This is a genomic window from Pseudomonas sp. T8, assembly GCF_024610635.1.
Classification (GTDB): domain Bacteria; phylum Pseudomonadota; class Gammaproteobacteria; order Pseudomonadales; family Pseudomonadaceae; genus Aquipseudomonas; species Aquipseudomonas chlororaphis_I.
On record NZ_CP102374.1, the window covers coordinates 6,467,964 to 6,480,631 of the forward strand.

13 protein-coding genes are annotated in these 12,668 nt (G+C 64.1%); 7 read left to right on the forward strand and 6 right to left on the reverse strand.

Annotation, left to right across the window (positions count from 1 at the left end):
- Positions 1–109: 109 nt before the first annotated feature.
- Positions 110–1,600 (reverse strand): aldehyde dehydrogenase, encoded by a 1,491-nt coding sequence (locus NRG23_RS29520; protein WP_009050023.1) that lies wholly within the window; start codon positions 1,598–1,600, stop codon positions 110–112.
- Positions 1,601–1,833: 233 nt separating this feature from the next.
- Here NRG23_RS29520 and NRG23_RS29525 point away from each other — a divergent pair, with 233 nt between their 5' ends.
- Entirely contained in the window at positions 1,834–2,223 is a 390-nt protein-coding gene (locus NRG23_RS29525) for an MliC family protein (protein ID WP_041989642.1), read from the forward strand.
- 157 nt (positions 2,224–2,380) lie between these two features.
- Here the strand turns inward: NRG23_RS29525 and NRG23_RS29530 are convergent, their stop codons facing one another.
- The 3 genes from NRG23_RS29530 to NRG23_RS29540 form a co-directional block, all read right to left on the reverse strand.
- Entirely contained in the window at positions 2,381–3,946 is a 1,566-nt protein-coding gene (locus tag NRG23_RS29530) for a PAS domain-containing methyl-accepting chemotaxis protein (RefSeq protein ID WP_009050021.1), read from the reverse strand.
- A 236-nt stretch (positions 3,947–4,182) separates the two neighbouring features.
- The gene (locus tag NRG23_RS29535; protein ID WP_009050020.1) at positions 4,183–4,587 is read right to left on the reverse strand and encodes a DUF1090 family protein; all 405 of its coding nucleotides are present in this window, start codon (positions 4,585–4,587) and stop codon (positions 4,183–4,185) included.
- A 128-nt stretch (positions 4,588–4,715) separates the two neighbouring features.
- Positions 4,716–5,381, reverse strand: coding sequence for an HAD family phosphatase (locus tag NRG23_RS29540; RefSeq protein ID WP_023970460.1), 666 nt, complete (start codon positions 5,379–5,381; stop codon positions 4,716–4,718).
- A gap of 433 nt (positions 5,382–5,814) precedes the next feature.
- On the opposite strand from NRG23_RS29540, the gene peaA reads away from it, so the two are divergent.
- The 4 genes from peaA to peaD all read left to right on the forward strand — a co-directional run bounded on the left by peaA (position 5,815) and on the right by peaD (position 10,384).
- Positions 5,815–7,395, forward strand: a complete 1,581-nt coding sequence (gene peaA, locus NRG23_RS29545; RefSeq protein WP_257375101.1) for a quinohemoprotein amine dehydrogenase subunit alpha — start codon at positions 5,815–5,817, stop codon at positions 7,393–7,395.
- Positions 7,396–7,474: 79 nt separating this feature from the next.
- Positions 7,475–8,908 (forward strand): quinohemoprotein amine dehydrogenase maturation protein, encoded by a 1,434-nt coding sequence (peaB, locus tag NRG23_RS29550; protein WP_124315334.1) that lies wholly within the window; start codon positions 7,475–7,477, stop codon positions 8,906–8,908.
- A 1-nt stretch (position 8,909) separates the two neighbouring features.
- Entirely contained in the window at positions 8,910–9,233 is a 324-nt protein-coding gene (gene qhpC / locus NRG23_RS29555; RefSeq protein WP_007921889.1) for a quinohemoprotein amine dehydrogenase subunit gamma, read from the forward strand.
- Positions 9,234–9,256: 23 nt separating this feature from the next.
- Positions 9,257–10,384 carry a quinohemoprotein amine dehydrogenase subunit beta gene (gene peaD / locus NRG23_RS29560; protein ID WP_016702416.1) on the forward strand — a complete coding sequence of 376 codons (1,128 nt, stop codon included), beginning with the start codon at positions 9,257–9,259 and terminating at the stop codon, positions 10,382–10,384.
- A 134-nt stretch (positions 10,385–10,518) separates the two neighbouring features.
- Here peaD and NRG23_RS29565 read toward each other — a convergent pair whose 3' ends face one another.
- Entirely contained in the window at positions 10,519–10,920 is a 402-nt protein-coding gene (locus tag NRG23_RS29565; protein ID WP_009050015.1) for a lysozyme inhibitor LprI family protein, read from the reverse strand.
- Between the two features lie 78 nt (positions 10,921–10,998).
- Positions 10,999–11,646 carry a hypothetical protein gene (locus NRG23_RS29570; protein ID WP_257373138.1) on the reverse strand — a complete coding sequence of 216 codons (648 nt, stop codon included), beginning with the start codon at positions 11,644–11,646 and terminating at the stop codon, positions 10,999–11,001.
- A gap of 207 nt (positions 11,647–11,853) precedes the next feature.
- Between NRG23_RS29570 and NRG23_RS29575 the strand changes: the two genes are divergently transcribed.
- Positions 11,854–12,309 carry an SRPBCC family protein gene (locus NRG23_RS29575; RefSeq protein ID WP_009050013.1) on the forward strand — a complete coding sequence of 152 codons (456 nt, stop codon included), beginning with the start codon at positions 11,854–11,856 and terminating at the stop codon, positions 12,307–12,309.
- A complete protein-coding gene (locus tag NRG23_RS29580) occupies positions 12,299–12,658 on the forward strand; it encodes a helix-turn-helix transcriptional regulator (protein WP_257373139.1) in 360 nt (119 codons plus the stop codon). The genes NRG23_RS29575 and NRG23_RS29580 overlap by 11 nt, the downstream gene beginning before the upstream one ends.
- The last annotated feature ends 10 nt before the right edge of the window (positions 12,659–12,668 follow it).

The following is a 12,668-nucleotide window of genomic DNA, read 5'->3' on the forward strand; positions in this document are numbered from 1 at the left end:
GGGCAGCGGGTCGGCGACCCTGGACCAGTCGTCGGGAGGCGCCGGGCAGACCCCGGCGCCGCCGTTGAGGAGCGCTTGCGTGAGTGCGAGGCGCTAGGGCTAGCGCGGGTCAGAGCTTGATCAACACCGATTTCAGCTCGGTGTAATGCTCGATCGCCGCGTAACCCATTTCCCGGCCCACGCCGGACATCTTGTAGCCACCGAACGGCAGCGCCGGGTCGAGGGCGCTGTGGCAGTTGACCCAGACCGAGCCGGACTTGATCCGCGGGATCATCCGGTGCACCGCCGCCAGGTCGTTGGACCAGATGCTCGCGCCCAGGCCGTAGGGGCTGTCGTTGGCCATGCGCAGGGCATCGGCTTCGTCGTCGAAAGGAATCGCCACCAGCACCGGGCCGAAGATCTCTTCCTGCACCAGCGAATGCTGCTGGTCGACGTCAACGATCACCGTCGGCTTGACGAAATAACCGGGGCCGAACTGCTCGCCGCCACAGGCGATGGTGGCGCCGCTTTCCCGGCCCATTTCGATGTAGCGCCAGACCCGTTCCTGCTGCCGGGCGGAGATCAGCGGGCCCATGTCGACGCTGGCGTCCAGGCCGCTGCCGAGCTTCATGGCATTGGCGATGCCAGCGATATCGGCCACCACCTTGTCGAAGTGCTTGCGCTGCACATACAGCCGGGAGCCGGCGCAGCAGACCTGGCCTTGGTTGAAGAAGATCGCGCTGGCGGCGCCGGCCGCGGCGCTGCCCAGGTCGGCGTCGGCCATGACGATGGTCGGCGACTTGCCGCCCAGTTCCAGGGTGACCCGGGTCATGGAGTCCATGGCGATCTTGCCGATTTCCTTGCCCACCGCGGTGGAGCCGGTGAAGGTCAGCTTGTCCACCCGTGGGTTATGGGTCAGGGCGGCGCCTGCGGTGATGCCGGTGCCGGTGACCACGTTGAACACGCCGTCGGGGTAGCCGGCTTCCTGCACCAGCTCGGCGAGTTTCAGCGCGGTCAGCGGGGTTTCGTCGGCCGGCTTGAGCACCACCGTGCAGCCGGTGGCCAGGGCCGGGCCGAGCTTCCAGCAGGCCAGCAGCAGCGGGAAGTTCCAGGCGACGATGGCGCCGACCACGCCCACCGCCTCGCGGCGGATGAAACTGTGGAACTGCTGGTCGGGCATCAACGGCACTGAGACCTCGACGCTGCTGCCTTCGATCTTGGTCGCCCAGCCGGCCATGTAGCGCAGGAAGTCGATGGCCAGTTGCACGTCCATGACCTGGGCCACCGCGGCGCTCTTGCCGTTGTTCAGGCATTCCAGTTGCGCCAGCAGCTCGGCGTCGCGCTGCATCAGGTCGGCGAGTTTCCACAGCAGGTTCTGCCGTTCCCGCGGGCGGGTGCGGCTCCAGGGCGAATCGTCGAAGGCCTGGCGCGCAGCCAGCACCGCGCGGTCGACATCGTCCACCGTGGCCCGCGGCACCACGCACAATTGTTCGCCGGTGGCCGGGTTGCGCAGGGGCATGGTCTGGCCGTCGGCGGCCTCGACCCATTCGGCGCCGATCAGCATGCGCGGGGCGCGCTGGATAAACGCGGTGGTGGCGGGGAGCAGGGTTGCAATAGCCATGACAGAACCTCTTGTTATGCGTGAGGCGAGGGCTTTCGCAACCCCTGTGCCAGTTTTCACTGGCGCTTAACTCGATGATTTGAATGGGGTTTATTAACGGTGGCGAGAGAGCGCCGGATACAAGCTGTCGCAATTTGCGAATGCCTTGAGACAAGTCCGGCCTGAACTTACCCGCCGCGAATTCGTCGTAAAGGGGCTCGTTATAAAAGGAGCATTGAACAAGGAGATGTGCAGTGAAGATTTCAACGATCCTGGGAACCGCCGTGTTGCTGGCTCCATTCTTTGCCCAGGCCGCGACGACCCCGGCCGAGCCGGAACTGCCGGCGTACCAGAGCAGCCTGGCCAGCTACCGCTGCGAGGGTGGGGTAGAGGTGCAGGCGGCGTACCTGAACATCGATAACGGCGCCTCGTTCGCCACCCTGTATTACAAGGGCCAGCTGATCCCGATGCATATCGCCCGCTCAGGCTCCGGCGCGCTGTATGTCGCCGACGACGAGCAGAACAGCTACCGCTGGCACACCAAGGGCGACAGCGGCCTGTTGAGCTTCCTGGAAGCCGACCACACCGCCAAGGAACAGCAGCTGCTCAAGGACTGCAAGGAGCAGAAGGTCGAGGAGCAATAACGCCCTCAGTCGCAGTCTCGCTTGTCCGGCCGGCGAAGGCCCAGGCTGTTGCGTTGTTCCTCCATCCGTCATCGCGAGCAAGCTCGCTCCTACAGGGGTTGCGCATTCTCCGTAGGAGCGAGCTTGCTCGCGATAGATCGGCACAAGCGCCGCTGACCTAGCGGTTGAAACGCTCCACCAGCGAGTACTGGGTGGTGGCGGTCTGGGTCAGTTCCTTGCTCAGTTCGGCCGAGTGATGGGCCTGTTCCGAGGTCTGGTCGGCCAGTTGCGCAATGGTGCTGATATTGCGGCTGATTTCCTCGGCGACGGCGCTCTGCTCCTCGGTGGCGGCGGCGATCTGGGTGGTCATGTCGGTGATGTTGGCCACTGCCTCGCTGATGCCCAGCAGCGCCTGGTCGGCCTCCAGCACCCGGGCCACGCCTTCCTCGGCCTGGCGCTGGCCGCTTTCCATGCTCTGCACGGCGTTTTGCGAAGAGTTCTGCAACTGGGTGATCAGCTCATGGATCTGCTGGGTCGATTGCGCGGTGCGCTGGGCCAGCTGGCGCACCTCGTCGGCCACCACGGCGAAACCGCGGCCCATGTCACCGGCGCGGGCCGCTTCGATGGCGGCGTTGAGTGCCAGCAGGTTGGTCTGGTCGGCGATGCCCTTGATCACATCGACCACGGTGCCGATCTCGTCGCTGTCCCTGGCCAGTTGCGCGACGTTCTGCCCGGTCTCGCCGACCACCTGCGACAGGCGTTCGATGGCTTCGCGGGTATCGCGGGCCACTTCGCGCCCACGCCCGGTCAACTGGTTGGCGGCCTGGGTGGCGTCGGCGGTGCGCTGCACATGGCTGGCCACTTCCTGGGTGGTGGCGGCCATCTGGTTGACGGCGGCGGACACCTGCTCGGTTTCCAGTCGCTGGCGGTCCAGGCCGCGGGAGCTGTCGCTGGCCAGGGTGTCAGAGCGGCTGGCCAGGGCATTGAGCTGCTCGGCGCTGTCCTGCAGGCGGGTGAGGCAGGTTTTCAGCCGCGCGTCCTGACTGACGAAGGCGGTTTCCAGGCACGCCTGGGGGCCGTGGGCGTCGCTGTACATCTGCGCGATCAACGGGTCGCAGGTGGACGAGTCGGCCAGTTGTAGCAGGCGCCGGGCGGCATGGTTCTGGCGCTGCATCGCCAGCAGCGCCAGGGGCACGGAGACCCCGGCGGCCACCGCCAGCGCCAAAGGCGGCGCCAGCCAGAGGCCGCTCAGGCCACCGGCCAGGCCCGTGGCCAGGAAGGGCGCCCAGCCGAGCAGGGCCGGTTGCCAGCGATGTCGGCGGGGGATGGCCGGCTGCTGGCGGTTGAGGCGCTGGTAGAGGTCTTGCGCGCGACGGATCTGTTCGGCGCTGGGTTTGACCCGGACCGACTCGTAGCCGACGATCCGGCTGCCCTCGAAAATTGGCGTGACGTAGGCGTTGACCCAGTAATGGTCGCCGTTCTTCGAGCGGTTCTTGACGATGCCCATCCACGGCTGGCCCTGTTTCAGCGCTGCCCACATATGGGCAAAAACCGCGGGGGGGACATCGGGGTGACGGACGATGTTTTGTGGAGCGCCGATCAGGTCATCGCGGTCGAAACCGCTGATGTCCACGAAGGCATCGTTGCAGTAGCTGATGACGCCATGGGCATCGGTGGTGGAGATGAGTTTCTGGTTCGACCCCAGAGCCACTTCGCGTTGTGTAACGGGCTGATTGTTTCTCATTTCCAGATTGCTCCTTTTGTCCTACAAAATCCATCGGCACAATTCAGAACAATCTTAGAGAAATTTTAGAAAATTCCTTGCATAACAATTAGTTGCATTCCCATCTGCGAGGAATTCTGAATACTCCCGAGCGGGTTTTGCAGGTCGTTGAATCCGTTGGGAAAAATCTGGCGCCAAAGCAGCCCGGGCTCGCCGGAGCGAGCCGCTGACGAAGCGCAACGGGCAGGAAGCCCGCTTCAGCTGTCGTGGGCGCCGAGGGCGTATTGCAGGACTTGCAGGGCGTGGGTGAGCCGCGCCTTGCGCTTGTCGATGATGCTCGGGTCGCCATAACGCTGCGCGGCGTCGAGTTCCATCTGGCGCAATATCACCTGGTACTCGGCCTGGCGCAGGGGCGGGTTGTGCTCGAAGTGCAGGCCGTCGCAATAGCGGCTGAGGGGATCCAGCGCCCGTTGCAGGCCGGCCAGTTGGCGGTACGCGGGGTCGGGCAGGAGTTTTTCCAGGCTGCTCTTGATGGCCTCGCCGCGGGTCAGGCAACTGCTGGTGGCTTCCGGCGGGGCCGGTTCGGGGTCTTCCTGGGCGTGGCCCGTGCTGGCTGCAAGGCCAAGCAGGGCCAGCAGGGTGAGGGAGGTGAGGGCGTTCATGAAGGTCCTTGATACGACAGGCGTGCGGGGCGCTATCTTCAAGAGCCAATGCACGTCGGACCATCAGACACAACTGAAAAAGCCTTGGGTTATTTCTGAGTTTTCCCATCAGACCGTTGGGCGCCGTCTCAGCGCGAGCCGAGCATCCGCTCGATCACCGCCCACAATTGCGGGTCGTTGAAGTCCTCGACCACCAGATGCGCACCGGCGGCCAGCAGGGCCTCGGGGCTCTGGCTGGTGGCCAGGCCGACGGTGAAGATCCCGGCCCCGACCGCGGCGGTCAGGCCGGGGATCGAGTCCTCGAAGGCAATCCCGGCCTCGGCGCTGGCACCCAGGCACTCCAGGCCGGTGAGGTAGGGCAGCGGGTCGGGCTTGGCCCGCGGCAGCTCCTCGGCCACCAGCACGGTGTCGAAGCGATCGCCCAGCCCCAGCACGGCCAGCATGTGCTCGGCGTTGGCCCGTGGCGCATTGGTCACCACGCACATGCCGATGCCGCGTTCCCGGGCGAAATCCAGCAGGCGCAACAGGCCCGGCATCGGCGTCAGCTGCGGCGACAACTGGCGAAAGCGCGCCTCCTTGCGGTCGGCAAAGGCCTCGTGCTCGGCCACCGAGCGCTGCGGGAACAGGTAGCGGCACATATTGGCGTTGGCCTGGCCACTGACATGGGCCTCGAACTCTTGATGGGTGAACACCCGGCCATCTTCCTCCAGCAACAACTGCTGTAACGCCAGCAGGTGCAATTGGTCGGTGTCGGTCAGGGTGCCGTCGAGATCGAAAAGCAGGGCATTGAGCATGGCGCGATTCCTGTCAGGGCCGGGGGCTGAAGCGGTTAAGCCAGGCATCGTAGCAGCTGCCGAGGAGGGTGCCACAGCCATTTCTCGGGGGAGATTCAGAATGCAGCTCCGCTGCCAGCGACCTCTCCCTTCCTATGCTTAGCTCTCAAGATCCCTCTGCTCTTGCAGGCACAGGCGGGTCTCGTCTCAGAGTGGAACAGTTGTCGCGAAATTAAACGCGGCCGGCCGGCGATTGCCTGGGAGGTGCGTCCTGGAACTCCAGCAAGCCTTTGATAAAACACATTATTTGTAAGCTGGCACGCTCCGTGTATTGCTCACCTCAACCGTTTCTCTTGCCTCCATGCCCGGCGCGACGGGCATGGCCGAAACCATAAAAACGACGCACAACAATAATAAAGCTCCTAATAAAAAGCTCCGTGGAGGTCCGACCTTGATCAAGAGAACACTCCGAGCAGGCATGTCCAGCGGCCTGCTGGCGCTGGCAGTCTGCGCCGCCTTGCATTCCCCTCCCAGCCTCGCGGCGCGCGATGCACAGGCCATCCTCAAGGAGACCTGCCAGGGCTGCCATACCCCGGAAACGGGGGGCGGCCTGAGCCGCATCAGCCACCAGCGCAAGACCCCGGAAGGCTGGCTGATGAGCATCGCCCGCATGCAGATCATGCATGGCCTGCAGATCAGCGACGACGACCGCCGCACCCTGGTCAAATACCTGGCCGACACCCAGGGCCTGGCGCCGAGCGAAACCGACGGCGTGCGTTACGCCCTGGAGCGGCGCCTGAACACAGTGGAGAAGTTCGACGAGCAGACCAGCCAGATGTGCGGCCGCTGCCACTCCGGTGCGCGGGTCGCCCTGCAACGGCGTCCGGCCCAGGAGTGGGAACGCCTGGTGAACTTCCACCTCGGGCAATGGCCGTCCCTGGAGTACCAGGCGCTGTCCCGCGATCGCGACTGGTTCGACCTGGCGCGCAAGGAGATGGTGCCGCTGCTGGCCAAGCGGTATCCGCTGGACAACCCGGCCTGGACAAAATGGCTGGGCAGCGCACCCAAGGCCGAGACCCTGGCAGGCGACTGGAGCTTCAGCGGCCATCTGCCGGGCAAGGGCGAACTGGCCGGGGTGATGAGCGTCAGCGCCGATGGCAATGACACCTTCAAGGTCAGCGTCAAGGGCCAGTACGCCGACGGCAGTCCGTTCAACGGCGAGGGCAGCGCGATCCTCTACAGCGGCTACGAATGGCGCGGCAATGTCAGCATCGACGGCGTGAGCATGCGCCAGGTGTTCGCTGCCAAAGGCAATGAATTGCAGGGCCGGATGTTCGAGGCCGAGCACGACGAACGCGGCCTGGACTTCGTCGCCGCCAAGCAGGGCAGCAGTCGTTTGCTGGCGGTGCAACCGGGTTACCTGAAGGCTGGCGGTGAAACCGAAGTCACCCTGATCGGCAGTGGCCTCACCGGCAAGCCGAGTTTTGGCAAGGGCGTGGAAGTGCTCGAAGTCATCGAGCAGAGCCCGCAGCGGATCAGGCTCAAACTCAAGGCGGCTGCCGATGCCCAGCCGGGCCTGCGCAACGTCACCGTCGGCACGCTGAAAGGCCCGACGCTGTCGGTCTACAGCACGATCGCCGAAGTCAAAGTCGTGCCTGAGTTCTCGGTGGCGCGTATCGGCGAGGGCGGTGGCTCGACGCCCAAGGTCCAGGGCCGCTTCGATGCCGAAGCCTGGGGCAAGGGCGCCGATGGCAAGCCGTACCGCATCGGCGTGTTCCCGGCGCAGTGGAAGGTCGAAGCCTTCGACGAGCGCGCCAAGGAAGACGAGGACGTCAAGTTCGCAGGCCAGATGCAGGCCGACAGCGGCGTGTTCATTCCAGGCGATGCCGGGCCCAATCCGCAGCGCAAGATGTCCACCAACAACGCCGGCAACCTCAAGGTGATCGCCGCCGTCGACGACGCAGGGAAATCCCTGACCGGCGCAGGCCACCTGATCGTCACCGTGCAACGCTGGAACAATCCACCCATCCCTTGAGGCGCGGTCCGTGACTTGAGACACCCTTTCGGAATGACCGCAGGCCCCCGCGAAAGGGGGCCGGCACAGGAGGTTTGCAATGGGCGCTATCTTGAATCTGGTCGAACGCAACCTGCACGAAGTGCAGGTCGATGCCGACCGCATGCTGTTCCATATCCCCAGCAGTTCGCTGTTCGCCAGCGATGAGTTGACCGGCACCATCATCGACACCTTGCGCGGCCCCGGCTGCACCCCGGAGGACCTGGTCCAGCGCCTCGGCGCACGGTTCAACGGCGAGGAAATCAACGAAACCCTGCGCGAGCTGATCGCCCTGGAACTGGTCAGCGACGGCTCGCCGCTGACCCCGGAGATCGCCGTCAAACGGGTCGAGCGCACGGCGATCAACACCGTGGTGCTCAACGTCAACACCGGCTGCAACCTGAGTTGCACCTACTGCTACAAGGAGGACCTGGACAAGCCCTCGGCGGGCAAGAAGATGGACGTCGAGACGGCCATCGCCTCGGTGGAAATGCTGCTCAGGGAATCCCCCGATGAACAGCGTTTCACCGTGGTGTTCTTTGGTGGCGAGCCGCTGAGCAACCGCAAGCTGATCGAATACATGGTCGACTACTGCGAGAAGCGTTTTCGCGAGGCGGGCAAGTTCGTCGAGTTCGTCATGACCACCAACGCCACCTTGCTCACCGAAGAGACGGTGGACTACCTGAATGCCCACCGCTTTGGCTTGTCGGTGAGCATCGACGGGCCGAAGACCGTGCACGACCGCAACCGCATCACCGTGGGCGGGCAGGGCACCTATGACGTGGTGCGGCGCAAGGCGAAGATGCTGCTGGCGCGCTACGACAGCCGCCCGGTCGGTGCGCGGGTGACCTTGACCACTGGCGTCACCGATGTGGAAACCATCTGGGACCACCTGTTCAACGAACTGGGTTTCGCCGAGGTCGGGTTTGCCCCGGTGACCTCGGGCGATATCAGCAGCTTCAACCTCACCGGCGAAGAACTGATCGAAGTCTTCGCCAGCATGAAGCGCCTGGGCCGGCGTTACCTGGAGGCGGCCCTGGAGCATCGCAATATCGGTTTTTCCAACCTGCACCAGCTGATCACCGATATCCACGAAGGCCACAAGAAGGCGCTGCCCTGTGGCGCCGGGCTGAAGATGCTGGCGGTGGACCACAAGGGCGAGCTGAACCTGTGCCACCGCTTTACCGGCTCATCGCTGCCGACCTTCGGCAATGTGCGCGACGGCGGGGTGAAGCAGATGGAGCTCAACGACTTCCTGTCCCAGCGCCTGGACCGCAGCAACACCGGCTGCGACAGCTGCCGCATCCGCAACCTGTGTTCCGGCGGCTGCTACCACGAGAGCTACGCCCGCTACGGCGACCCGGCGCACCCGACCTATCACTATTGCGAACTGATGCGTGACTGGGTGGACTTCGGCATCGAGGTCTACAGCCGGATCATGGCCCACAACCCTGCGTTCATCAGCAGCTACATCACTCCGCGCAAGGCTCACTGACATGAAACATCTCAAGCCGATCAATAACAAAGCCCAGAAACTGGAACAGGCCGCCGACGAGAACCGTATCGAAGAGGTGGTTGCCATGAGTTCGGTGGCCGGTTGTGCCTCGACCACCGACCCGGGCTGGGAAATCGATGCCTTCGGTGGCGTGTCGTCCTTGTGCCAGCCGATGGAGGCCGACCTCTACGGTTGCTCCGACCCGTGCTGGTGGCCGGCCCAGGTGCCGGACATGATGAGCACCTACCCCGACTGGAACAAGGACGCCCAGGCCTCCAACGAGAACTGGCGCAATCTCGGCACCGTGTTCCCCAAAGACAAGTAATCGGTCAGTAGAAGGATTCCAGCATGCTTCGCAAAAATGCCTGCGGCCTGGCCGCTTCCGTGATCCTGGGCGCCTGTTCCCTCGGCGTCCTGGCCGACGACAACACTGACAACAAGGCCCTCAACGCCGGCCATGAATACATGGTCACCACCAACTACCCGAACAACCTGCACGTGATCGACCTGGCCAGCGACACGCTGTACAAGACCTGCAAGATGCCCGACGCCTTCGGCCCCGGCACCGTGCAGCTGGCGCCGGACCGTAAGGTCGCCTACGTGCTGAACAACCACTACGCCGATGTCTACGGGGTCGAGCTGGACAGCTGCAAGCAGGTGTTCCACGCCAGCATCACCCAGCAGCCGGGGGAAAAGGCCCGCTCGATGTTTGCCTTCACCGTCAGCCATGACGGCAAGGAGTTGTACACCGTGGCCAACCCGACCCAGATGCTCAACGACCGCTACGAGGTCAAGCAGCCGCGGCTGGACGTCTACGCCACCGACGCCGGGCTCAAGGCCAAGCCGGTGCGCAGCTTCCCGGCGCCACGGCAACTGACCATCATGCAGAGCGGCGACGACGGCTCGCTGTATGTGGCCGGGGCGGATGTGTACAAGGTCGACGTCAAGACCGGCAAGTTCGACGTGCTGATCCCCAGCCGCCACTGGAAACGCCCGAACTACAGCGCGCCGGACGTGCTCTACGTGTGGAACCAGCAGACCTGGCGCCATGACTTCTCGCTGCTCTACACCGCCGCCAAGTTCAAGGACAAGAAACAGGACCCGGCCAGCGCCGAGTACCTGTACGGTCTGTTCAGCATCGACTTGAAGACCGGCAAGAGCGAAACCACCGACTTCGGTCCGCTGACGGAAATCTACTTCAGCGGCATGCGTTCGCCGAAGGACCCGAACCTGATGTTCGGTGTGCTCAACCGCCTGGCCAAGTACGACATCAAGCAGAAAAAACTGCTCCAGGCCGCCACCCTGGAGCATTCCTACTACTGCATTTCCTTCAACAAGGCAGGCAGCAAGATCTACCTGGCCGGGACCTTCAACGACGTGGCGATCTTCGATGCCGACAGCCTCAAGCAGATCGGCAGCATCAAGCTGCCGGGCGGGGACATGGCGATCACCACGGCCCAGGTGTTTGTGCGCTAGGCGTTGCTACCGCTATCGCGAGCAAGCTTGCTCCTACAGGGGAATGTGTCATCTCCCGACACCGCACTCCAAATGCATGCGGTCCCTTGTAGGAGCGAAGCTTGCTCGCGAAAAATCTCAAGATCGCCGCCGATTCAATTGCCCGGCACCGGGCAGCTCAGGTCGCCTTCCTGGCACTTGAGGTAGGTCTTGAACGCCTCGACCCGGGCCTTGGTCAGGTCGGTGGTGCAGTTGCTGTAGATCAACGGATAGACGCTGCCACCGGCGACCCCGGAGGCGGCGAACCCGCATTCCGCATCCCGAAAAGCCACCCAGGCGCGCTGGGCGCTGACCAGCAGCTTCTTGCCGTCCGGGTTGTCCTTCAGGCGCTGGGTGATGCGCTGGTAGAGCGTGTTCAGTTCCTTGTCCGCGGCCTTGTGCTGCTCGGCGGCGCACTGGTTCATGGCGGCCTGGGTGGTGGCGTTGGCACAGTCGGCGGCCTGTGCCAGCGGGGTGAGCAGCAGCGGCGCCAGGGCCAGGAAAATGCGTGGGTTCATGGGGATTCTCACAGTGAAGGGGGACACACCGACAAGGGGCATCGCCCGATGTTGGCGTCGCGCGGCAAGGGCCGCCGGTCAATCGTCGTCATAATCGCCGCCGGACAGCTCGAAGGCCGCGGCCTCGACCGCGCGGACCGGTGACAGGCTATAGGGCGCGATCTTCAGCCTGTCGAGGCGTCTGCTGTACGCCTGGTTGAAGTCGTCATGAAACGCGGCGAAACCGGGAGACGCGATCAGGGTCCTGATGTCCTTAATGTAGGAACGGTAGTTTTCGACGCGGCTCATGTTGGTAGTGGCATCGCTCGTTGCCCAGACTCGCGCGACCTTCGAATCCCAGATCGGGTAGAGCTGCGGGCGCAGAAAGTGCAGGAGCTTGGAGGTGCCCACTACCGAGTGCAGGCTGTTGGCCAGATCCTGCATCTGCGCCGTGTCGATCAGGACGTCTGACTCCAGTGCGCAGGCGAGGGCGGCCGAGGCTTTATCGACATGTCTGGCATTCACCCGGGCCACCCTGGGCATCCAGCCGTAGCACATCGCCGATAACTGCAACAGCAGGTCGCCACTGTCGTGGGTGCTGGCCAGGGTCCTGGAGGCGGCCAGCAGGGCAGGGTAGGAGCGCAGGTAGGTCAGCGACTGAGGCGTCAGTTCGATCAGCGGCTCGTCGATCAGCCTGATCGCCCGGCGCAGTTTTTCCAGGGTGATTGCGGGGGATGTCTGGGTCATCGGAGGCATTCCATTTCTGTTGTCCGCTGCGCTCACTACCGCGTTGGGCAGCGGCGAGGCAGCCATTGGCGAGTGGCGAGCTTAGCCCTGTTTTTCGGCGGCAGGGCTAGGGATTTCAATCCGTGCTTGGCCGGGCGGAAAAAATACGCAACTATAAGGTTGCATTTTTCGCGAGAGCGTCTAGGGTTTCATCACTGGAGGTGACCCATGAACTCATCAGATCGCATCGAAAGAAAGATCCTGCTCAAGGCAACCCGTTCCCGTGTCTGGGCCGCGCTGGCCGATGCCGAGGCGTTCGGCAGCTGGTTTGGCGTGGCGCTCGCGGGCCAGCGTTTTGTCGTCGGGCAACGCACCCGGGGGCAGATTACCTACCCCGGGTATGAACACCTGGTCTGGGATGTGCTGGTGGAGCGGCTGGAGCCCGAACACCTGTTCGCCTTCAGCTGGCACCCTTACGCGGTGGAGCCTGGAGTCGACTATTCCGTCGAGCCCAGCACCCTGGTGCAATTCGAACTCGAAGACCTGGACGGCGGCACCTTGCTGCGGGTGGTCGAGTCGGGGTTCGACGGCATTCCACCCGAACGGCGGCTCAAGGCGTTTCGCATGAACAGCCGTGGCTGGGACGAGCAGATGAACAATATCGAGACCTACCTTGGCCCCTGATACTTCTTCCCCATCCCTGTTGCCGGTGGCGGCATCCCTGGACGGCTCGGCCATGATCTTCGCGGCACTGGGTGACGAGACCCGCTTGCGGCTCGTCACCATCCTGTGTGGTGGCGGCGCCCTGTCGATCACCCAACTGACCCTCGGCACCGACATCAGCCGCCAGGCGGTGACCAAGCACCTGCAGGTGCTGGCGCAGGCCGGGCTGGTGCGCGACGCCAAGCTGGGGCGCGAGCGCCTGTGGGCGTTCGAGCCGGGCCGGCTGGCCGAAGCCCGGCGCTCGCTGGAGGTGATCAGCCAGCAGTGGGATCAGGCCCTGGGTCAATTGCAGGCCTTTGTCGAGTCATAACGGAAATCAT